The organism is Chromobacterium alkanivorans, assembly GCF_016937655.1.
Classification (GTDB): Bacteria; Pseudomonadota; Gammaproteobacteria; order Burkholderiales; family Chromobacteriaceae; genus Chromobacterium; species Chromobacterium alkanivorans.
On sequence record NZ_JAFHKL010000003.1, the window covers coordinates 1 to 22061 of the forward strand.

A 22061-nucleotide genomic window follows, 5' to 3' on the forward strand; every position below is an offset into this window, starting at 1 on the left:
AGCGATGGCCGGGCTTTGAGCCTGGCCGCTGGCGGGCAGCTCCAGTTTGGGGCGGCTGTAGTCGGGGCCGACCGCGCAAGCGCTCAGCGCCAGCGCCACCAATGAGGGAATCAGCGCGCGTTTAAGCATGGGGGGTCTCCTCCGCCGCGGCCGGCGCCTTGCGCCGCTCCGACGCCTGCATGATCAGCCGGAAGAACAAGGGCACGAAGAAGGTGGCGATGAAGGTGGCGGCCAACATGCCGCCCACCACCGGGGTGCCCAGCGCGCGGCGGCTGGCGGAGCCGGCGCCGCTGGAAATCACCAGCGGCACGCAGCCCAGGATGAAGGCCAGCGAGGTCATCACGATGGGGCGGAAACGCAGCCGCGCCGCTTCCAGCGCCGCGTCCATCAGCGGCAAGCCCTGCTGACGCTGCTGGACGGCGAACTCCACGATCAGAATGGCGTTCTTGGCGGCCAGACCCACCAGGGTGACCACGCCGATCTGGAAGTAGACGTTGTTGTCCTGCTGGCCGATGACGGCGGCGAGCAAGGCGCCGAACAGCGCGAAGGGCACCGAAGTCACCACCGCCAGCGGCAGGCTCCAGCGTTCGTACTGCGCCGCCAGGATCAGGAACACCATCAGGATGCCGAACAGGAAGGCGGCGGCGGCGGTGCCGCCGGCCAGTTTCTCCTGGTAGGCGCTGCCGCTCCAGGCCAGCGCGTAGTCGTTGCCCAACACTTGCTGGGTAATCTCTTCCAGCGCCTGGATGGCCTGGCCGGAGCTGACGCCGGGTGCGGGCTGGGCCAGGATCTTGGCGGCGTTGAAGATGTTGAAGCGGTCCACCAGTTCCGGCCCGTAGCTGGATTTGACCTCCACCAGGCTGGACAAGGGCACCATCACGCCGTCGGCCGAACGCACGTAGATATTGGCGATGTCTTCCGGCCGCGCGCGGAAATCGGCTTCGGACTGCAGCTGCACCTTGTAAGTGCGGCCGAACTTGTTGAAGTCGTTGACGTAGAGCTGGCCGAAGGTGGCTTGCAGGGTGTCGAACACCTGATTGATGTCTATGCCCAGCGCCTTGGTCTTCTCGCGGTCCAGGTCCAGGTATTTCTGCGGCACATTGGCGCGGAAAGTGGTGGTCACGCTGGCGAACTCCGGCCGCTGCCGCGCCGCGGCCAGCAGCTTGTCCGCCGCCTGGCTGAGCTTTTGCGCGCCCTGGTCGTTGCGGTCCTGCAGATAAGCCTCCAGGCCGCCGGTGGTGGACATGCCGATGATGGGCGCCGGGTTGAAGGCGCTCATCACGCCGGTCTGCACGGTGCGACCCAGGCGGTTGAACTCGGCGGCCACGGAGAAGGAGTCTTCGCCCTTGGCCTTGCGCTGGTCCCAGTCCTTGAGGGTGACGAAGCTGGTGCCGCGGTTGGTCTGCTTGGAGCCGGACAGGATGTCGAAACCGGTGAAGGTGGTGACGCTTTCCACATTGGGATTGGCCATCATCAGCCGGTCGAATTCCGCCGTGGCCTTGGCGGTGCGGGTCAGCGCGGCCGCGTCCGGCAAGGCGGTGTTGGCGAACAGCGTGCCCATGTCCTCATTGGGCACCAGCGAGCCCGGCACTTTCTGGTACAGGCCGACGGTGGCGGCCAGAATGACGGCGATCAGGCCGAAGGCGACGCCGACGCGGCGGTTGAGAAACAGCACGCCCAGCACATAGCGGCCGGTCAGCCGTTCGAAGACGCGGTTGAACCACTGGAAAAAGCGCGGCGGCTGATGGTGGCCGGGCTTGAGCAGCAAAGCGCACATTGCCGGGGTCAGCGTCAGCGCGACGATGCCGGAGATGATCACCGACATGGCGATGGTGACGGCGAACTGCTTGTACATCACGCCGGTCATGCCGCCCATGAAGGCCACCGGCAGGAACACCGCGCACAAGACCAGCACGATGGCCACCAAGGCGCCGGACACCTCGCCCATCGCCAGCACCGCGGCCTCCTTGGCGCTGCAGCGCCGCTCGCTCATGATGCGTTCCACGTTCTCCAGCACCACGATGGCGTCGTCCACCACGATGCCGATGGCCAGCACCATGCCGAACAGGGTCAGCAGATTGATGGAGAAGCCCAGGAGCAGCATGCCGGCGAAGGTGCCTATCAGCGACACCGGCACCGCGATGCAGGGAATCAGCGTGGCGCGGAAGTTCTGCAAGAACAAATAAACCACCAGGAACACCAGCACGGTGGCTTCGGCCAGGGTGGTCACCACTCCGTGGATGGAGACCTTGACGAATTTGGTGGTGTCGAAGGGAATGGTGTAGTCCACCCCGGCCGGGAAGCGGCCCTTGAGTTCCTCCATCTTGGACGCGATGGCGTCGGACACCTTGAGCGCGTTGGCGCTGGGTTGCAGATAGGTGGTGATGCCGACGCTGGGCTTGCCGTTGCGGTTGCCGATCACATCGTAGTCGTTGCCGCCCATTTCCACCCGCGCCACGTCCTTGACGCGGATCTTGGAGCCGTCCGGCATCGAACGCACGATGATGTTCTCGAACTCCTTGGGTTCGCTGAGCCGGCCCTTGGCGTTGACGGTGTAGGTGAAGCTGATGGGCTCGCTGGTGGGCTGGGCGCCGATCTTGCCGGCGGCGAACTGGGCGTTCTGCTCGCGCACCGCCTTGGCCACATCGGACGGGGTCAGACCCAACTGTGCCATGCGGTCCGGCCGCAGCCACAGCCGCATCGCGTAGTCGGTGCCGCCCATCATCGCCACGTCGCCCACGCCGGGAATGCGCTTGAGCTCGTCCATCACATTGAGCAGGGCGAAATTGGACAGATAGTTGCGGTCGTACTGGCCGGTGGGCGAGCCGATGGAGATCACGCTGAGCACCGAGGTGGACTTCTTGCGCACGGTGACGCCCTGGCGCTGCACCTCGTCCGGCAGCTGCTTCATCGCCGCCTGCACCCGGTTGTTGACGTCGATGGTGGCCTGGTCCGGATCCGTGCCCACGGCGAAATAGACGTTGAGGCTGAGCTGGCCGTTGGAAGCGGCGCTGGACTGCATGTAGAGCATGTTTTCCACGCCGTTGAGCTGCTGCTCCAACGGCGCGGCCACGGTCTGGGCGATGGTTTCCGGCGTGGCTCCCGGATAGTTGGCCGACACCGACACCACGGCCGGAACGATCTGCGGGTACTGCTCCACCGGCAGCGCGCGCATCGCCGCCAAGCCCGCCAGCACAATGATGATGGACAGCACGCTGGCGAAGATGGGGCGATTGATGAAGAAACGCGAGAACATGGCCTGCTCCTTACGCCTTGGCCGGGGCGGCGGCCACCGGCTTGACCACGGTGCCGGGGCGGGCCTGCATCAGACCGTCGACAATCACCCGCTCCCCGGCCTTGAGGCCGGATTCGATCACCACCCGGCCACCGGTCTGGCCGCCCAGCTTGACCATTCTGGCCTGTACCTTGTCGCCCTCGCCCACCACCATCACCTGATTGTCGGCCTGGGCCTGGACCACGGCCTGCTCAGGCACGGTCAGCACGTTCTTGCGCACGCCCAGATCCAGCTGCACGCGCACGAACTGGCCGGGCAGCAAACGCTCGTCCTCATTGGGAAATTGCGCGCGCGCGCTGATGGTGCCGGTCTTGGGGTCCACGCGGTTGTCGCGGAAGTCCAGTTTGCCGCTTTGCGCGTAGACGCGGCCGTCCGCCAGGCGGATATGCACCGGATGATTGGTCTGGTCCTGGGCGCTCACCTTGCCGGTGGACAGGCTGTGCTCGTAATTGAGGCTGTCCTGCTCAGAGATGGCGAAGTTGACGTAGATGGGGTTGAGCTGGGAAATGGTGGTCAGCGGCGCGGCGGCGTCCACGCGGATCAGGCTGCCTTCGGACTGCACCTGCTTGCTGGTCAGGCCCGGAATCGGCGCAGTGACGCGGGTGTAGTCCAGATTGAGCTGAGCCTCCTTGACCTTGGCGTCGGCGGACTGTTTGGCCGCCTTGGCGGAATTCAGCGCCGCCACCGCGTTGTCGTAGTCCATCTTGGACACCGCCTGCTCCTGGTACAGCGGACGGATGCGCGTCAGATCGGCGTCGGCCTTCTGCAGCGCGGCCAGCTGCACCGCCTGCGCGCCCTTGGCCTGCTCCAACTGCGCCTGATAGGGCGCGGGGTCGATCTGGAACAGCGTCTGGCCCTGCTTCACCGGCTGGCCTTCCACATAGGTGCGCTTGAGCAGGATGCCGCCCACGCGGGCGCGCACCTCGATGTCGCGGTAACCGGCGGTTTCACCCACCAGTTCCATGGTCATCGGCACGTCGCCGGGCGCGACGGTCTCCACGGTGACTTGCGGCACGGCGGCGGCCGGCTGCTGCGGCGAACCGCAAGCGGTCAGCCAGGCAGGCGCGGACAATAGCAGGGCAAGCGACAACAGCTGTCGCGGCGAATAGCGCATTATTATTTCTCCATATGAGCGGGTATTCAGGATGGGCGGGCCAATCCAGGCGCAAGCGGAAGCCTTGTCGAGGTCAAACGGACTGCTCTGAGCCAAGGGCGCGGCAGTCCTGTTTGGAAGCGGTTTAAGAAGCTGTTCACAATCTGCGGCGCTGCGGCGTTGAAAACCACGGCCAAATGCTCATGCATCTCAGCGCTTTTCACCGGGTCTCGCTCTGGCTCGCGGGATGTTGAACAGGCTCCAAGACCCGCCAACAAAACCCCAGATCCCGCCTTGCGCCTCCTTGCCGTGCGACGGCTACTGCCTGCGTCGGCGCGTCCTGGCTCAGGGTCTCTGCGAGGCGTTGTCAACGGCTCTAAACCGTTGCTTATTAGAACAGCCTGTTATGAAGCGTTTTTTTTGAAAACCACCGTTTTTGTAAATTGCGGGTAAATTCACGATAAAACGGTGTAAAAAGTTGTGAATGCGAATCAAGTGCATGATTACGGCATTGGCTCGCCATTTTTGCGGTTTCGCGCCCTGCCGCCCGCGCTTATTTCCCGGCGGGAGGGGTCTGGAAGGTCTTGAGCAGGCGCGCGTAGCTGCCGTCGCGGCGCATCGAGCGCAGGCCGGCCTCAAACTGCTCCGCGCGCTCCTTGCCCTTGGGCTTCGCCTTGGAGAAAGCCAGCCAGAAACCGTCCTGGCTGATGCGCCCCACCTTGCGGACTCGGCCGGCGGAGGGATTGCCGCGGATGCGCAGCTGCCCCGGCAGCGTGTTCATCAGCACGTAATCCACGCGCCGGGCCAAGAGCATGCGAATCAGATCGTCGTCCGAGTTGGCCACTGATTTGATGATGTTGGGATCATTCATGAAGGCGCTGGGATAGGTATAGTCCTGGGTGATGCCCACCCGGCGCTTGGCTAGGTCCCGCATGCCCAGCCCAGTCTTGCTGGAGGCGTAGGCGAAGATGGCCAGCTCCTCGGTGAACATCGGCGTTGGATGCCACCAGAACTGGCTTCTATTGTCGTCGGTGATGGTGGCGCTGAGGCAGCCGGCGGCGCGGCCGACGCGCGCCAGCATCAGGCAACGCGCAAACGGCACCGAAACAAAGCGGACCGCCACGCCCTGGCGGCGAAACGCCTCGCGCGCCAGTTGCGGCGCCAGCCCTTGCGCCGCGCCGTCGGCGCCGCGCACCGAATACGGCGGCCAGTCGTCCTCCACCGCGATCAGCAGCGCCGCGGCCGATGCGGCCGTCGGCGCCGCGACGGCCAGCAGGCCCGCGCACAAGAACCGTCGAAACCACGCTTGCATCTGTATTCTCCCGGCGCGGCGACGCGGCCCAAGCCCACGGCCACTCAGCGGCGATTGACAAGCGCCGCGCCCGCGCCAACAATCGTCCGATGCCAACGTCCTCTTTTCCGGCCTTGAGCGCCGACACGGTTAACATCGACAATTTTGATCGCCGCGCCAGCGTTCAAACCGGCGCAGCGCCCTTCCCTTCCACATGCCGGAGCCGCGCGTGAAGAGCGCGCCGCCGGCGGCCCAGGACCGCATGACCCCGCTGGACGGCGGCGAGGTCTTCTCCCGCCTCTGGCCCGCCGCCGCCCCGGCCGCGCCGCTGATCCTGCTGTTCCACGACTCGCTGGGCTGCGTCGAGCTATGGCGCGACTTTCCCGCGCAGCTGCGCGCCGCCTCCGGCTGCGCGGTGCTCGCCTACGACCGGCTGGGCCATGGCCGCTCCAGTCCCCGCGCCCAGTGGCCGGAACTGGACTTCATCCGCCGCGAGGCCCTGCTCCTAACCGAACTGCTGGCCGGCTGGAACATCGGCCGCTTCATCGCCTTCGGCCACAGCGTGGGCGGCGCCATCGCCGCGCATTGCGCCGTGCTGCGGCCGGCCGCCTGCCAGGCCTTGATCACGGAATCGGCGCAAGCCTTCGTCGAAGAACGCACCCTCGGCGGCATCCGCGCCGCGCAACAACAGCTGAGCCGGCCGGAGCAGCGGGAAAAGCTGCGCCGCTATCACGGCGACAAGGCGGACTGGGTGCTGAACGCCTGGGTGCGAACCTGGCTGGCCCCAGGCTTTGCCGGCTGGAACCTGGCCGCGGAACTGCCCGCCCTGCATTGCCCGCTGCTGGCCATTCACGGCGAGGAAGACGAATACGGCAGCGCGCTGCATCCCCGGCGCTACCTGGGCCTGAGCCGGGAAGCGGCCGAACTCTTGCTGCTTCCGGGCGTCCGTCACCTGCCGCACCGGGAACAGCCGGAGCTCGTTGCCGGCGCCGTGGCCGGCTTTCTGCGCCGCCGCCTGGGCTGAAACGGCTTGCGGCAAAGCGCTTGACCCCCGCGCGCGGGCAATGCCAAGATCATGCACCGCCCGCCTTCATGCTAACCGTTGCCGTTCGAGGAGATTGGTTTGGAACCGTTTTGCCATCCGCTGGAAGTGCGCTGGTCCGACTGCGACGCCAACCAGCACGTCCGCCACACCGCCTACGCCGACTTCTGTACCCATGCCCGCATAGAATGGCTGCGCGGCCAAGGCTTCGGCTTTGAACAATTCCAGGCGCAGGGGTTCGGCCCAGTCATTTTCAAGGAGTGGACCGAGTATTTCAAGGAACTGCGGCTGAGCGAACGCATCCACGTGCGCCTGGCCATCGCCGGCCTGAGCCAGGACGGCAAACGCTTTTGCATCCGCCACGAGATTTACAAGGAGGACGGCCGCCTGGCCGCGCGTCACGAGGTCAGCGGCTCCTGGATGGACCTGACGCTGCGCAAGCTGACCGCGCCGCCGCCGGAACTGAGCGCCATCTTCGCCTGGGCGGAGCGCACCGAGGACTTCCAGGCGCTGGATTGAGCAAGGCCGAACGCGAAAAAGCCCTGACTGAAACAGTCAGGGCTTTTTGCTTGCTTTGGCGGAGAGGGGGGGATTCGAACCCCCGTTAGGGTATTACCCTAAACACGCTTTCCAGGCGTGCGACTTAAACCACTCATCCACCTCTCCGGAGGTGTCTTGCTTGTTTGCGCCGGCCTGGCCGGAGCAATAAAAAAACCGCCAGGGCAGTTTTCGTCAATTCTGGCGGAGAGGGGGGGATTCGAACCCCCGTTAGGGTATTACCCTAAACACGCTTTCCAGGCGTGCGACTTAAACCACTCATCCACCTCTCCAGAATCCCCGTGAAACAAGGCGCTTGGCGTTTCGTTCACAGAGGCTGCGCAGTATATAAGCCCTATTCATCCGGCGCAAGTGTTTTGTAAGCGGAATGAGAAAAAAGCGCGTCGACATACTCGCCCACTCCTTCGCGCTCGCGCCGCAGCCAGCCGGCTATCGCAGCGCGAAAGCGCGGGTCGGCGATATAGTGAGCGGACCAGGTGCGCTCCGGTTCGAAGCCGCGCGCCAGCTTGTGCTCGCCCTGGGCGCCGCCCTCGAAGCATTGCAGGCCGGCGCGGATCGCGTACTCCAGGCCCTGGTAATAGCACAGCTCGAAATGCAGGCAGGGAATGTCGACCAACGCGCCCCAGTAACGCCCGTACAGCACCCCGTCCTGCACCAGGCACAGGCTGGCCGCCGCCGGCTCGCCGTCCCGCTCGGCGACGAACATCAGGCAATGCGGACCCAGCCTCTCCGCCAGCAAGGCGAAAAAGGCCGGATTCAGATAGGGCGCGGAACGGCGTTCCAGATACGTCTGGCGGTAGCAACGGTAGAAAAACGCCCAGTCCTCGGCGACGATGGCATCCCCGCGCAATGCCCGCACGCTGACGCCGGCCTCGGCCACCTTGCGCCGCTCCTGACGGATCTTCTTGCGCTTGTCGCGGCTCAGCGTGGCCAGGAAAGCGTCGAAGTCGGCATAGCCGCGGTTGCGCCAGTGGAACTGCACGCCCTCGCGCAGCAGCCAGCCGGCCTCGCCCAGGGCTTGCGCCTCCTCCGCCGTAGGAAACAGCACATGGGCCGACGACAGGCCGTGCTCGTCCACCACCTGCTCCAGGCCGGCGATCAGCCGCGGCCAGGCCGCGGCGTCGCCCAGCAAGCGCCGGCCGCTGACCGGGCTGAACGGCGACGCCACCACCAGCTTGGGATAGTAGGCCAGGCCGGCTCGCGCATAGGCCTCGGCCCAGGCCCAGTCGAACACGTATTCGCCGCGCGAATGGCGCTTCAAATAGGCCGGCGCCAGCGCCTGCAAACTGCCGCCCCGCTCCAGGCCCAGCGGCAAGGCTTGCCAGCCGCTGGCCTCGCCCACGCAAGCCGCCCGCTCCAGCGCCTCCAGCCACGGCCGGCTGATGAACAGATTGCCGCCCTCCCCCAGGCCCGCCCATTGTTCCGCGCTCCAGGCGCCCACTCCCTCATGCAATTGCAGCGACTCCATGATTCCTCTCGGGCGTTTGCGCCGTCTATCAGGTAAAATTCCATCTATCTCGAAACATTCGGTTCCCTATCAAGATGCGTATCGCGCTCGCCCAGTTCAACCCCGTCGTCGGCGACATCGCCGGCAACACCCGCAAAATCCTCGACCTCGCCCACGCCGCCATCGCCCAGGGCGCGGACGTGCTGGTTACGCCGGAGCTGGCCTTGACCGGCTACAGCCCGGAAGACCTGCTGCTGCGCGACAGTTTCTACCGCGCTTGCAGCCAGGCGCTGGACGAGTTGCTGGAGCTGGACGGCATCACCCTGGTGGTGGGACACCCGGCCCGGATGGGCGCGGAGCGCTTCAACGCCGCCACCGTGCTGCGCGACGGCAACCGGCTGGGCCAGTATCACAAGATGCTGCTGCCCAACGATGAAGTCTTCGACGAATGCCGCTACTTCACCCCCGGCGCCGCGCCCCTGGTGTTCCAGCAGGGCGACGCCAAGGTGGGCGTGCTGATCTGCGAAGACGTGTGGTCGGTCGACCCGGCCGCCGAGGCCGCCGACGCCGGCGCCGACGTGGTGGTGGTGCTCAACGCCTCGCCCTTCCATCGCAACAAGATTGAAACCCGCCACGACGTGGTGCGCTTCCGCGCCGAGGAAACCGGCCTGCCCTTCGCCTACGTCAACCTGACCGGCGGCCAGGACGAACTGGTGTTCGACGGCGCCTCCTTCGCCGTCAACCGCGCCGGCGAGGTGGTGGCCCAGGCCGCCGCCTACGACGACGAACTGCTCATCGTCGACTTCGACGGCGGCGACCTGCTGCCCGGCGCCAAGGCCGCGCTGCCCGGCCCGCTGGAAAGCGTCTACCGCACGCTGGTGACCGGCGTGCGCGACTACATCGGCAAGAACGGCTTCCCCGGCGCGCTGCTGGGCCTGTCCGGCGGCATAGACTCCGCGCTGACGCTGGCGGTGGCGGTGGACGCGCTGGGCGCGGACAAGGTGCATGCAGTGATGATGCCCTCGCGCTACACCGCGGACATCTCGGTGACCGATTCCCGCGACATGGTGGCCCGCCTGGGCGTGAAGTACGAGGAAATCGAAATCTGGCCGATGTACGAAAGCTTCGTCCAGGCGCTGGCGCCCAGCTTCGCCGGCCTGGCCGAGGACACCACCGAGGAAAACCTGCAGGCGCGCATCCGCGGCACCCTGCTGATGGCGCTGTCCAACAAGAGCGGCAAGCTGGTGCTCACCACCGGCAACAAATCGGAAATGACCACCGGCTACTGCACCCTGTACGGCGACATGGCCGGCGGCTTCGCCGTGCTCAAGGACGTGGCCAAGACCCTGGTGTTCGAACTGTGCCGCTGGCGCAATCTGCAAGGCGAGATCATCCCGGAGCGCATCATCACCCGGCCGCCGTCGGCGGAATTGCGTCCGGACCAGACCGATCAGGACAGCCTGCCGCCTTACGAGGTGCTGGACGCCATCATGGCGCGCTACGTGGAGGAAAACCTGTCCGCCGACGCCATCATCGCCGAAGGCTACGCCGAGGCCGACGTGCGCCGCGTGGTGCGGCTGCTGAAGGTCAACGAGTACAAGCGCCGCCAGGCGCCGGTGGGCCCGCGCGTCACCCATCGCGGCTTCGGCAAGGACTGGCGCTACCCGATCACCAATAAATTCAGCTGATCCCCCGCCGGGGCCGCCTCGCGCCGGCCCCCGCATGACATAGGCGATGCCGAATGCGTTAAACTGTTCGGCTCGCGCCGAACCGCACCTTCCCGTCCGGCGCAGAATCTCGCTCAAGGAAACACCATGCGTCTGAAAAAACTGGGACTGTGCGCCGCGTTGTGCGGCGTCGCGCTGCTGACCGGCTGCGTCGCGCCCCTCGCCAACAAGAGCGCCGATCAGGCCGTCCGCAAGATCATGCTGCAAAACTGGAACAGCAAGGGCTACAACATCGACGCCGACATCGGCTTCGACGAGTTGAGCGTCGCCGACGTCGACAAGGCCAAGGAAGACGGCGGCAAGCTGGAACAGGCCGCCGCCTCCGCCGCCGACCAGATCGCCCGCAGCATGCGCCTCAACGTCAAGGCCGCGCTGGACGTGCCGGGCGGCAAGCTGGAGCTGATCCCGGCGCTGCGCCTGGAACGCCGCAACCTGCTGACCAGCGTGCAGCTGCCGCTGCAATTCCACGCCAAGGACCTGTCCTTGCTGGTGGACCCGTCCGCCGCCTACCTGTTCGTGCCGGAAATGCAGGCCTACGAGGGCAAGTTCCTGCGCGTGCGGCTGCCGCAGCGCGTGGCCGACAACTTCCCGCTCCAGGCCATGTACCAGGCGATGCCTAAACTGCTGGACGAAGCCTACGCCAAGGTGGACAAACAGGCGTTCAGCTTCCAGCCGCTGGACCCGCGCGCCGCGGAACTGGGCGCGCGCTACCGGCTGCGCATCGCCATGAGCCGCGCCCAGGAAAACCAGCTGGCCTCCCACATCATCGCCGGCCTGATCCAGGTGGCGCGCCAGGAAGCCGCGCGCAAGCCGCAGATCAAGCCCGGCCCGCTGGGCAGCGAAAGCCTGCTGCAACTGGTCGACAGCCTGATCAAGGCCTCCGACGACACCCCGCTGAACAGCAACACCGTCAGCGATCTCTACGTCAGCCGCGGCGGCGACCTGCTGGCCATCCGCCAGACCATACGCTTCGACAGCCCGCGCTTCCGCGGCCAGGCCCACGCCGACATCCGCTACAGCAACCTCGGCAAGCCGGTGTTCGCCTTCCAGCCCACCGAGGCGGACATCCTGGACCTGGAGCGCCTGGACAAGCCGGAATGGCTGAAATCGCTGGGCCTGGCGCTGCGCGTGCTGAGCCAGCCGCCGGCAGCCGACGACGAAGGCGCGGCCGCAGCCGCTCCGGACGCCTCCGCCGCGCAATAATCGCTAACACATAGGCGCCGCCGCCGCCACCGCGCCCGGAAACCACGGCCGGCGGCGGCGGTCTCACCTGCTTTGCGGCGGCAGCGCGCCGCGCGCCAAGGACTTGAACCGCATGAAGATGAAAACACTGATTTCCGCCTCTTTCGCCGTCGCCGCGCTGGCGCTGCCGGCCGCCGCCAGCGCCGACGCCGTCGCCCAGCTCAAGGCCTTCGTCGCCGGCAACAAAACCCTGAGCGCCGACTTCAAGCAAGTGGTCAGCAACAAGAACAAGCGCGAGGAGGCCAGCGGCCGGCTGGAAATCGCCCGTCCCGGCAAATTCCGCTGGGAGTACAACAAGCCCTATGAACAATTGATCGTCGGCGACGGCAAGACGCTGTGGGTCTACGACAAGGACCTGGCGCAAGTCACCCGCAAGGCGCAGGGCGCGGCGCTGGGCTCCAGCCCGGCCGCGCTGCTGGCCGGCAACAACGCCATCGAACAGAACTATCAATTGAAGGAAGCCGGCAAGAGCGGCGAGGTGGAATGGCTGTCCGCCAGCCCCAAGCAGGCCGACAACAGCTTCAGCGCCATCCGCATGGGCTTCAAGGCCAATATGCTGGTGGAAATGGAATTGACCGACAGCTTCGGCAACCACACCAAGGTCAGCTTCAGCGCGCCGCAGCGGAACCCGCCGCTTCCCGCCTCCCGCTTCTCCTTCGTGCCGCCCAAAGGCGTGGACGTGGTCAGCGGCGACTGAAACCGCGCCCACTTTCTTCCAGCCGCCTCCGGGCGGCTTTTCTTTTGCCCCGTGCCAAAAACGCCACAGCCCAGCTCCTTTCCCATGAGGGCGGCTTGACTTTCTTATATCGAAAAACATATCTTAAGATATACTTTCTTCAGGAGAGCCGCCATGCCTCACCGTCTCGACACCCTGCTCCGCCGCCTGGGCGGACGCCACGCGCATCATCGCCTCCACGCGATGGCCCGGCACGGCCACGGCGGCGGCCATGGCCGCCACGGAGGATTCGGCGGCTTCGGCGGCGGCGACGACGAGAGCATGACCCGCGGCCGCAAATTCAGCTCCGACGAATTGCAGCTGCTGTTGCTGGCCCTGCTGGAAGAGCGGCCCAGCCACGGCTACGAATTGATCAAGGCGCTGCAAAGCCGCAGCAACGGCTTTTACAGCCCCAGCCCCGGCATGGTCTACCCGGCCTTGACCTATTTGGAGGAACTGGCCCACGTCACCGTGAGCCAGGAAGGCAACCGCAAATGCTACGCGCTGGCGGAAGCCGGCCGCGTCTATCTGGAGCAAAACCGCGAGCAGGTGGAATGGATGATGGCGCGGCTGCAGCACATCGCGCGCAAGATGAACTCGATCCGCCGCGCGCTGACCGGAGAAATGCCGCCGCCGGACGACGCCGCCGGCAGCTGGATTCCGGAACTGACCCGGGCCCGCGGCGAACTGAAGCAAGCGCTGATGCGAACCGCCAACGTCGACGAGGACGAACAGCGCCGCATCGCCGCCATACTACAACAGGCCTGTGCGCAAATTCTGGGCGACACCGGCTAAGACCCGCTAAGAACCTGTTTACGATCTGCTGCGCTGCGGCGATACGGCGTTAAAAACCGCTTCGAAATGCTCATGTACCACTCGTACATTCCGCTTTCTCAGCCGTTTTCGCCTTGTCTCGCTCTTGCTCGCAAGATCGTAAACAGGTTCTAAGAACGATTTACGCCCCAAGCGCCCAGCCACGACTTCAACACAGGACTCCCTATGACCACACCCGAACTGACCGTGCAGCGCCTGCGCCACCCGCTGCGCTTCCGCCTGCTGCAAGTGCGCGCCATCCGCTCGCTCGGCCCCAAGTTGATCCGCGTCACCCTGGGCGGCGAAGAACTGGCCGGCTTCGCCACCGCCTCCTTCGACGACCACCTCAAAGTGTTCTTCCCCGAGCATCCGGACGCCAAGCCCGCGCTGCCGGCGCTGGTGGACGAAACCCTGATTTATCCGGAAGGCCAGCCGCGCCCAACCGCGCGCGACTACACCCCCTGCCGCTTCGACCCGGAACGGCTGGAGCTGGACCTGGAATTCGTGCTGCACGAGGCCGGCCCCGCCACCAGCTGGGCGGCCCAGGCCAAGCCCGGCCAATACCTGGGCATAGGCGGCCCGCGCGGCTCCTTGGTCATTCCGGCGGCTTTCGACTGGCATCTGCTGATCGGCGACGAATCCGCCTTGCCCGCCATCCGCCGCCGCCTGGCCGAACTGCCGCCCGCCGCCAAGGTCATCGCCCTGCTGCAAACCAGCGAGGCGGACCAGCGCTGCGAACTGCCCGAGCATCCCAACGCCGACGTCCGCTGGGTGCACCAGAACGCCGACGCCGCGGAGCCGGCGCTGCTCGCCGCGCTCAAGCCGCTGACGCTGCCGGCGGGCGAAGGCTTTGTCTGGGCCGCCGGCGAATACCACGCCATCCGCGCGGTGCGCCAACACCTGCGCGAGGAACGCGGCATAGACAAGAGCCGCATCCGCGCCGCCAGCTACTGGCGCGAGGGCAAGGCCGCCAGCCACGAAACCCTGGAAGACTAAAACGACAAAGCCCCCGCCAGGGGGCTTTGTTCATCCGTCAGGCGAGCCTTAACCCAGCGGCCAGTTCAATACCACGATCGAATCGTTGTAATCCTGATCCGCGCCGTCTTCCGCGCCCACCAAGGCCAGGTTCAGGCGATTGGCCAGCACCACCTGGCTGGACACAAGATCCGACTGCTTGCCGTTGACCGTCACCGCGATCCGCACCGCGCCGGAGCCGGAATTGATCACCCGGGTGCCCAGGTTGCGGTCGTCCACGCCGCTGCCGCTGAAAGTGGCGCGCGGCTCATTGTCCACGTACACGGTGATGTTTTGCTGGTAAGCCGCGTTGGTCAACGCGGTGACGCCGAAGTTGATGCGCGGGGGAAGAGTGAATACGCCTTGCTGAGCCATGATCGTTCTCCTGTAAGGGTTCAAACGCCAAACCTCTCAGGCCGGCCTCCACGCGTCGACGCGCGGAAGGCGGCCACCGTCTCAAGCTGCCACTGCCTCCATTACCCTAGGCAAGCGCGCCCGCGTATTCACCGGACCCAAAGGCCAGCAAGCCGCCAAGCCGCGGCTGGCAAGGCCCGCAAGAAAAAACCGCAGCCTGGGCTGCGGTTTGATGCGTCCGAATGAAAAGCCGCGCTTAGTTGCGCGTCACCGCGTCTCCGGGCGCGTAGGCGCCGGCGTCTATCGGCGAATGCGCGGCGATGTGCTCGCGCAGCATCTCGGCGTCGACGAAGCCGGTGTTGACGTAGCCCGGATGCTTGTTCATCAGCGGGTAGCCGTCGCCGCCGGCGGCGATGAAGCTGTTGATCGCCATCCGATAGGTCTTGGACGGATCAATGGGCTGGCCGCCGATCAGCGCCTGCTGCAGCTGGCCGCCGACGATGCGCAGCTTGACCCCGGCGAACTGGCCGAAGGCGCCGGCGCCGGGCGTCATCCGCGCGGCGGCTTTCAGATAGTCCAGCGCTTCTTCGCCGTTCAGATCCACGTACGCCAGGGTGCTGCCGAAGGGGAACACCTTCAGCACGTCGCGGTAGTTGATCGCGCCGGCCGGCAGCGAATCGCGGATGCCGCCGGAATTGCTCACCGCGAAGTCCGCCTTGACCTTGGCCATCATCACCCGGCCGATGAACACGCCCAGATTGGTGGGCTGGCTGCGCACCACGCCGCGGTCGCCGTCCAGCTTGGCGCTGGTCCGGCCCACCGGCACGTCCAGCGCCGCCTGGCCCTTGTTCTGATAGCTTTGCAGGAAGTTGCGCAGCTTGCCGTCCTCCTCGATCAGCTGGGTGTACGGCACTTTCTGCTCCTTGCCGTCCACGCCCTTGACGCTTTTCTTCAGGTTGACCGGCATCAGCTGGTATTTGGAAAGCTTGAGCTTGCCGTTGCGGAACTCGAAATCGGCGCGGCCCACGTATTTGCCCCACTCGTGCGCCTGCACGATCCAGGCGCCGTTCTGGCGGTCCGGCGCGCAGGGCGCGCCCGGCACATAGGCGTCGTCGCGCTGGTTTTCCGCCTTCATGCACACCGGGTTCTGGCTGTGGCCGCCCACGATCAGGTCCAGCCCCTTCACCGCGCGCGCCATTTCCACGTCGCCCGGCGCGTTCACGCCGTGCTGGCCGTCGGTGTAGTGGCCCATATGGGTGGCGGCGATGACGATGTCGGCCTTCTGGCGCAGCTCAGGCACCAGCTTGCCGGCCTCGGCGATCGGGCTGCGGAACTCGATGCCCTTGACCTGTTCCGGGTTCACCATCTTGGCGGTGTCGTCGGTGGTCAGGCCCAGCACCGCCACCCTCACCCCGCCCAGATTGAACATCGCGTAGGGGTCGAACATGCGCTGCCCGTCTTGATAGATATTGGCGGACAACATCGGGAAGTTGATCCACTGGCGCTGCTTCATCAGCACCGGCACCGGTTTGTCGAACTCGTGGTTGCCCACCGCCATCGCGTCGTAGCCGATGCGGCTCATGCCGCGGAAGTCCGGCTCCGCGTCCTGCAGATCGGATTCCGGCACCCCGGTGTTGATGTCGCCGCCGGACAGCAACAGCATGTAGCCGCCCGCGGCCTTGACCTCGGCGCGCACCTGGTCCACCAGCGTTTTCTGCGCGGCCAGCCCGTATTCGCCGTCGCTATTGGGCCAGAAACGGCCGTGGTGGTCGTTGGTGTGCAGGATGGTGATCTTGTAAGTCTTGTCTTCAACGTAATTGCCCTTGCCCGGCGTGGCGGCGCAGGCGGAGAGCAGGCCGGCGGCCAACAGGGACAGGGCAAGCGGTTTCACGGATAGTTTCATCGTTGATCCTTGGTTCTTATTGGAAGGCGTGCAGGCCGTAAAAATGGCGGACCCAGGGGCCCGCCATTGCTGAAAGTCATGGCCCGGCCGGACGCGCAAAGCTTCCGGCCGGGCGCTCGAGCTTATTTGCTCCAGCTGTCCTTCAGGCCCACGCTGCGGTTGAACACCGCCTTGACCCCCGGCTGATGCTCGTAACGGTCGGTGACGAAATAGCCCAGGCGTTCAAACTGGAAGCGGGACTCCGGCTCGGCCTGCAGCACCGAGGCCTCGACATAGGTCGGCACCAACTTCAGCGATTCCGGGTTCAAGAACTGGCGGAAGTCGACGTACTCGCCGTCCTCGCCGCGCACCGCGTCCGGACGCGGCTCGGTGAACAGGCGCTCGTACCAGCGCACATCGGCCTCGATCGCGTGTTCGGCGGACACCCAGTGGATCACGCCCTTGACCTTGCGGCCTTCCGGGTTCTTGCCCAGGGTGTCGTGGTCGATGCTGCACTTGAGCTCCACCACATTGCCGGCCGCGTCCTTGACCGCTTCCTCGCACTTGATCACATAGGAGTAGCGCAAGCGCACTTCGCCGCCAACGGTCAGGCGCTGCCACTTGGGCGGCGGCACTTCGGCGAAATCGTCCTGCTCGATCCAGATCTCGCGGGCGATCGGCACTTCGCGCTCGCCGAACTCCGGATGATGCGGATGGAAGGGCGCGCTGCGGCTGGCGGTGACGGCGGCGTCGTAATTGCTCAGCGTCACTTTCAGCGGATTCACCACCGCCATCACGCGCGGCGAATCGTTTTCCAGCGTCTCGCGCACCGCGCCTTCCAGAATGGCCATGTCGATGATGTTCTCGCTCTTGGACACGCCGATGCGTTGAGCGAACAGCTTGATGCCGGCCGGGCTGTAGCCGCGGCGGCGCATGCCGGCGATGGTGGGCATGCGCGGATCGTCCCAGCCGCTCACCGCGCCTTCGTTGACCAGCGCCAGCAGCTTGCGCTTGGAGGTCAGCGTGTACAACAGCTCCAGCCGCGACGACTCATACTGGCGCGGATGGCAGCCGATGCTGATATTGTCCAGCACCCAGTCGTAGAGCGGACGGTGGTCTTCGAATTCCAGCGTGCACAAGGAGTGGGTGATGCCCTCAATGGCGTCGGAAATGCAGTGGGTGTAGTCGTACATCGGGTAGATGCACCACTTGTCGCCGGTGCGGTGATGATGCGCGCGGCGGATGCGGTAGATGGCCGGATCGCGCAGATTGATGTTGCCGGAAGACATGTCTATCTTCAGGCGCAGCGTCTTGCTGCCGTCCGCAAACTCGCCGTTCTTCATGCGGGAGAACAGGTCCAGGTTCTCCTCCACGCTGCGCTCGCGGTAGGGGCTGTTCTTGCCCGGCTCGGTCAGGCTGCCGCGATACTGGCGCATTTCCTCGGCGGACAGATCGTCCACATAGGCCTTGCCGGCCTGGATCAGCTCCACCGCGTAACCGTACAGGCGGTCGAAGTAGTCGGAAGCGAAACGCACGTCGCCGTCCCACTTGAAGCCCATCCAGCTGATGTCGTCGATGAAGGACTGCACGTACTCCGGCGACTCTTTCTCCGGATTGGTGTCGTCCATGCGCAGATTGCACTTGCCCTGGTAATCCTCGGCCAGGCCGAAGTTCAGGCAAATGGCCTTGGCGTGGCCGATATGGGCGAAACCGTTGGGTTCCGGCGGGAAGCGGGTGACGATGCTGCTGTGCTTGCCGGAGGCCAGGTCCTCGTCAATGATGTTGCGGATGAAGTTGCTGACAACCGGCGCGTTGTTTTCCGTGCTCATTGTTTTGTGCGGTGCGAGTTTATGACTAATCGAAGATTGTAACCGATTTCGTCCCCGCTGGGAGCGGGCCGGCCTCGCCCGGCTCCCGCTTCGGCACGCTTACACCAAGGCCCGGCCCGACAACTGCTCCAACAGCGCCAGCGGCGACTGTTGCGGCTGCGCCATCTTGGCCGCCGGCAGCCAGAAAGTCTGCTCCAGCATGAACTGGCCGGACATCACCGCGTGCGACGCGTGGTCGGAGAAACAGACCCAGGCGCAGCCGGGCGGAAACGGCATGGTTTCCTGCGGGCATTGGCGCTGGTAATCCAGGTCCGCCTTCATCGCGTCATGCAGATGCAGCATGATGTGGTCGTAAGCGCTGCGCTTGCGCTTGGTGATCTTCAAGGCCGCCAGCAAGGCCGCCGAGCCCGGCCATTGCCGCGGCACCCGCGGCAGCATGCGCCGCGCCATGTCGGTGAACGGCTCGCCCACCCGCCACACCCTGGGCTCGCCATGCGGATTGATGTTGCAGAACACCCGCAGAATGCGTTCGCCGTAATTGGGACGGGACGGAAACGCGTCCACGTGCAGCCGGCTGTCGTCCTTGCGCCAGGAGGTCCGGCGGTCTTCCACCCGCATCAGCCGCAGGCTGGTGGGCGCGGCGCGCAGCTTGCCCTGGTATTCCGGCAACAGCCGCGCGGCCAGATCGGCCGCCGCCCGCTGGTAACGCGCGATCAAACCGCGCACCGCCGCCTCCCGCTCCGCGCCGCCCACCACGCCGTGCAAGGCGCCGTTGTCCGGCTCCAGGCTGATGTTCTTGCGCTTGGGATCGGCAACGGCCGGATCCAGCAAGCCCCCCTCCTCGGCCAGCAGCTTGAAATCGAAGCTGGGCAGATACAAGACCTTGCCCTGCTCCAACTCATCCACATAGCGGCCTGGCGCCGCCTCATCCACCAACACGATCTGGCTCGTCATCTTGAGCTCCTGCCTGAAACAATGATTTCCCTCGCGGAAGAAGCGACGCAGTGCGGGCCGAAGCCGCCGTCGCTCCTCTCCCGGCCGCGCCGCGGCGGCCTGACGATGGGCCGCTAGGATACGCCTGCGGCAAGGGAATGTCATGCCGCCGCCGCCTTCCCCCGTTCCAGCGGCCAGGGCGCGCAGCGCCTTGATTTTGATGGGCAAAACCGCCCCTCCGGCAAAACCCTACTGCAACCAAGGCAATTCCCAATAAAAAACAAGCGCTTATTCAACAAGCAAGCGGCAACTATGGCATAATGTCGGGTTGCTCGAACTTCAGTCCATTGCCAGCATGACGACCGCACACGCCGCCAAACCGATCACCTCCTACCGCAAGTACTGGGCCAGCCGCTTCGGCCCCGCCCCGTTCCTGCCGATGACCCGCGCCGAAATGGACCAGCTGGGCTGGGACTCCTGTGACATCATCCTGATCACCGGCGACGGCTATATCGACCACCCCAGCTTCGGCATGGCGCTGGTGGGCCGGCTGCTGGAAGACCAGGGCTTCCGCGTGGGCATCATCTCCCAGCCGGACTGGCACTCCGCCGACGCCTTCCGCGAACTGGGCAAGCCCAATCTGTTCTTCGGCGTCACCGCCGGCAATATGGACTCGATGATCAACCGCTACACCGCGGACCGCCGCCCGCGCTCGGACGACGCCTACACCCCGCACGCCGCGGCCAACAAGCGTCCGGACCGCGCCGTCACCGTCTACGCCCAGCGCTGCCGCGAAGCCTACCCCGGCGTGGGCGTGATGGTGGGCAGCATCGAGGCCAGCCTGCGCCGCATCGCCCACTACGACTACTGGAGCGAGAAAGTGCGCCCGTCGGTGCTGATCAACTCCAAGGCCGACCTGCTGCTGTACGGCAACGCCGAACGCGCGCTGGTGGAAGTGGCGCACCGCGCCGCCAGGGGCGAAAAGCTCAGCGAGATCCGCGACGTGCGCGGCACCGCCTTCATCGCGCCGCACGGCTGGCGTCCGGACGAAGAATGGCAGGAAATGGACTCCAGCGTGGTGGACCTGCCGGGCAAGGTGGACGCCCACCTCAACCCCTACCAGGAAATCCCGGAGCAGGCGGCCGAGGCCACCAAGGACCAGGACCCGTCCAAGCCGCAGGTGATCCGCATCGAATCGCGCGAAGAACGGCTGGCCAAGCGCCGCGCCGAACGCGCCAAGACCGTGATCCGCATCCCGGCCTACGAAGCCGTGGCCCACGACCCGGTGCTCTACGCCCACGCCAGCCGCACCCTGCACCTGGAATCCAACCCCGGCAACGCCCGCGCGCTGGTGCAGATGCACGGCGAGCGCGACGTGTGGCTGACCCCGCCGCCCATTCCGCTGACCACCGAGGAAATGGACCACGTCTACGGCCTGCCCTACGCCCGCAATCCGCACCCGAGCTACGGCGACGCCAACATCCCGGCCTGGGAAATGATCAAGTACTCGGTCAACATCATGCGCGGCTGTTTCGGCGGCTGTACCTTCTGCTCCATCACCGAGCACGAAGGCCGCATCATCCAGAGCCGTTCCGAGGAATCCATCCTCAAGGAAATCGAGGAAATCCGCGACAAGACCCCGGGCTTCACCGGCCACATCTCGGACCTGGGCGGCCCCACCGCCAATATGTACCGCCTCTCCTGCAAGGACCCGAAGATCGAGCGTTCCTGTAGGAAGCTGTCCTGCGTGTTCCCGGACATCTGCGAAAACCTGAACACCGACCACAGCCACCTGATCCAGCTCTACCGCAAGGCGCGCGCGCTGCCTGGCGTGAAGAAGATCAACATCCAGTCCGGCCTGCGCTACGACCTGGCCGTGCGCTCGCCCGAATACATCAAGGAACTGGTGCAGCACCACGTGGGCGGCTATCTGAAGATCGCCCCGGAGCACACCGAGGACGGCCCGCTGTCCATGATGATGAAGCCGGGCATGGGCGCTTACGACAAGTTCAAGGAACTGTTCGAGCGCTTCAGCCGCCAGGCCGGCAAGGAACAGTATCTGATCCCCTACTTCATCGCCGCCCACCCCGGCACCAGCGACGAAGACATGATGAACCTGGCGCTGTGGCTGAAGAAGAACAACTTCCGCCTGGACCAGGTGCAAACCTTCACCCCCACGCCGATGGCGATGGCCACCACCATGTGGCACACCCGCCGCAACCCGCTCAAGCGCCTGAGCCGCAGCTCGGAAAAGGTGGACGTGGTGCGCGACGGCTACCGCCGCAAGCTGCACAAGGCCTTCCTGCGCTACCATCACCCGGACAACTGGCAGATCCTCCACGACGCGCTGATCCAGATGGGCCGCAGCGATCTGATCGGCCACAGCAAGCACTGCCTGATCCCGCCGACGCCGCCGGGCGACAAGGCCGCCGCCGTGCGCCACCGCATGGGCGCGCCGCTGTCGCGCAACAAGGCCCCAGGCCAGCGCGCCGCGGCCACGGCCGGCCACGGACAGCGCGGCAAGCCCGCGCAGGCCAAAGCCACGGCCAAGCCCGCAGCCGGAAAAGCGCCGGCCGGACGCGGCAAGCCCATGAGCAAACCGGGCGGCAAACCGGCAGGCGCCGGCAAGGGCCGCAGCCGTTGAATCCAGCCGCCCACGGGCGGCTTTTTGCCGGCCGGCGGCCGGGCACTTTGCCCCGCCGCCGGCGTCTCAGAACGTGTTTACGATCTCGCGAGCTAAGGTGAGACAAGGCGAAAACAGCTGAGAAAGCGGAGTGTACACACGGTACATGAGCATTTCGAAGGTGTTTTCAACGCCGTATCACC

At 65.7% G+C, this 22061-nt stretch carries 16 protein-coding genes and 2 tRNA genes; 8 read left to right on the top strand and 10 right to left on the bottom strand.

Annotated features, from left to right (window positions below; genetic code table 11):
- Positions 1 to 121 precede the first annotated feature (121 nt).
- The 3 genes from JW897_RS05840 to JW897_RS05850 all read right to left on the bottom strand — a co-directional run bounded on the left by JW897_RS05840 (position 122) and on the right by JW897_RS05850 (position 5700).
- Entirely contained in the window at positions 122 to 3256 is a 3135-nt protein-coding gene (locus JW897_RS05840; protein WP_205465461.1) for an efflux RND transporter permease subunit, read from the bottom strand.
- A gap of 10 nt (positions 3257 to 3266) precedes the next feature.
- Positions 3267 to 4409 carry an efflux RND transporter periplasmic adaptor subunit gene (locus JW897_RS05845; RefSeq protein ID WP_205465462.1) on the bottom strand — a complete coding sequence of 381 codons (1143 nt, stop codon included), beginning with the start codon at positions 4407 to 4409 and terminating at the stop codon, positions 3267 to 3269.
- A 532-nt stretch (positions 4410 to 4941) separates the two neighbouring features.
- Positions 4942 to 5700, bottom strand: a complete 759-nt coding sequence (locus tag JW897_RS05850) for a substrate-binding periplasmic protein (RefSeq protein WP_048413807.1) — start codon at positions 5698 to 5700, stop codon at positions 4942 to 4944.
- A 208-nt stretch (positions 5701 to 5908) separates the two neighbouring features.
- On the opposite strand from JW897_RS05850, the gene JW897_RS05855 reads away from it, so the two are divergent.
- Together JW897_RS05855 and JW897_RS05860 are read left to right on the top strand one after the other, a co-directional pair.
- Positions 5909 to 6703, top strand: a complete 795-nt coding sequence (locus tag JW897_RS05855) for an alpha/beta fold hydrolase (protein ID WP_338030554.1) — start codon at positions 5909 to 5911, stop codon at positions 6701 to 6703.
- Between the two features lie 99 nt (positions 6704 to 6802).
- On the top strand, positions 6803 to 7240 hold the full coding sequence (locus tag JW897_RS05860; RefSeq protein ID WP_197083016.1) for an acyl-CoA thioesterase: 438 nt from the start codon (positions 6803 to 6805) through the stop codon (positions 7238 to 7240).
- Between the two features lie 56 nt (positions 7241 to 7296).
- Here the strand turns inward: JW897_RS05860 and JW897_RS05865 are convergent.
- From JW897_RS05865 to JW897_RS05875, 3 genes are all read right to left on the bottom strand, one after another.
- Positions 7297 to 7387: transfer RNA gene (locus tag JW897_RS05865), tRNA-Ser, on the bottom strand.
- Between the two features lie 73 nt (positions 7388 to 7460).
- A tRNA-Ser gene (locus JW897_RS05870) sits at positions 7461 to 7551 on the bottom strand.
- 62 nt (positions 7552 to 7613) lie between these two features.
- The gene (locus JW897_RS05875) at positions 7614 to 8747 is read right to left on the bottom strand and encodes a GNAT family N-acetyltransferase (RefSeq protein WP_205465463.1); all 1134 of its coding nucleotides are present in this window, start codon (positions 8745 to 8747) and stop codon (positions 7614 to 7616) included.
- 74 nt (positions 8748 to 8821) lie between these two features.
- On the opposite strand from JW897_RS05875, the gene JW897_RS05880 reads away from it, so the two are divergent.
- From JW897_RS05880 to JW897_RS05900, 5 genes are all read left to right on the top strand, one after another.
- Positions 8822 to 10414 carry an NAD+ synthase gene (locus tag JW897_RS05880; protein WP_205465464.1) on the top strand — a complete coding sequence of 531 codons (1593 nt, stop codon included), beginning with the start codon at positions 8822 to 8824 and terminating at the stop codon, positions 10412 to 10414.
- Between the two features lie 126 nt (positions 10415 to 10540).
- Complete coding sequence (locus JW897_RS05885) at positions 10541 to 11656, top strand: hypothetical protein (protein WP_205465465.1); 1116 nt, start codon at positions 10541 to 10543, stop codon at positions 11654 to 11656.
- A 112-nt stretch (positions 11657 to 11768) separates the two neighbouring features.
- Positions 11769 to 12392, top strand: coding sequence for an outer membrane lipoprotein periplasmic chaperone LolA (lolA, locus tag JW897_RS05890; RefSeq protein ID WP_240352107.1), 624 nt, complete (start codon positions 11769 to 11771; stop codon positions 12390 to 12392).
- Positions 12393 to 12545: 153 nt separating this feature from the next.
- Positions 12546 to 13205 carry a PadR family transcriptional regulator gene (locus JW897_RS05895; RefSeq protein ID WP_205465466.1) on the top strand — a complete coding sequence of 220 codons (660 nt, stop codon included), beginning with the start codon at positions 12546 to 12548 and terminating at the stop codon, positions 13203 to 13205.
- Positions 13206 to 13409: 204 nt separating this feature from the next.
- Complete coding sequence (locus JW897_RS05900) at positions 13410 to 14219, top strand: siderophore-interacting protein (RefSeq protein WP_205465467.1); 810 nt, start codon at positions 13410 to 13412, stop codon at positions 14217 to 14219.
- 48 nt (positions 14220 to 14267) lie between these two features.
- Here JW897_RS05900 and JW897_RS05905 read toward each other — a convergent pair whose 3' ends face one another.
- From JW897_RS05905 to JW897_RS05920, 4 genes are all read right to left on the bottom strand, one after another.
- Positions 14268 to 14612, bottom strand: coding sequence for a fucose-binding lectin II (locus JW897_RS05905; protein ID WP_019102018.1), 345 nt, complete (start codon positions 14610 to 14612; stop codon positions 14268 to 14270).
- Positions 14613 to 14847: 235 nt separating this feature from the next.
- The gene (gene ushA / locus JW897_RS05910; protein WP_048413812.1) at positions 14848 to 16494 is read right to left on the bottom strand and encodes a bifunctional UDP-sugar hydrolase/5'-nucleotidase UshA; all 1647 of its coding nucleotides are present in this window, start codon (positions 16492 to 16494) and stop codon (positions 14848 to 14850) included.
- A 122-nt stretch (positions 16495 to 16616) separates the two neighbouring features.
- On the bottom strand, positions 16617 to 18302 hold the full coding sequence (locus JW897_RS05915) for a glutamine--tRNA ligase/YqeY domain fusion protein (RefSeq protein ID WP_205465468.1): 1686 nt from the start codon (positions 18300 to 18302) through the stop codon (positions 16617 to 16619).
- A gap of 99 nt (positions 18303 to 18401) precedes the next feature.
- Complete coding sequence (locus JW897_RS05920; RefSeq protein WP_205465469.1) at positions 18402 to 19256, bottom strand: Kdo hydroxylase KdoO; 855 nt, start codon at positions 19254 to 19256, stop codon at positions 18402 to 18404.
- Positions 19257 to 19590: 334 nt separating this feature from the next.
- On the opposite strand from JW897_RS05920, the gene JW897_RS05925 reads away from it, so the two are divergent.
- The gene (locus JW897_RS05925) at positions 19591 to 21879 is read left to right on the top strand and encodes a YgiQ family radical SAM protein (RefSeq protein WP_205465470.1); all 2289 of its coding nucleotides are present in this window, start codon (positions 19591 to 19593) and stop codon (positions 21877 to 21879) included.
- The last annotated feature ends 182 nt before the right edge of the window (positions 21880 to 22061 follow it).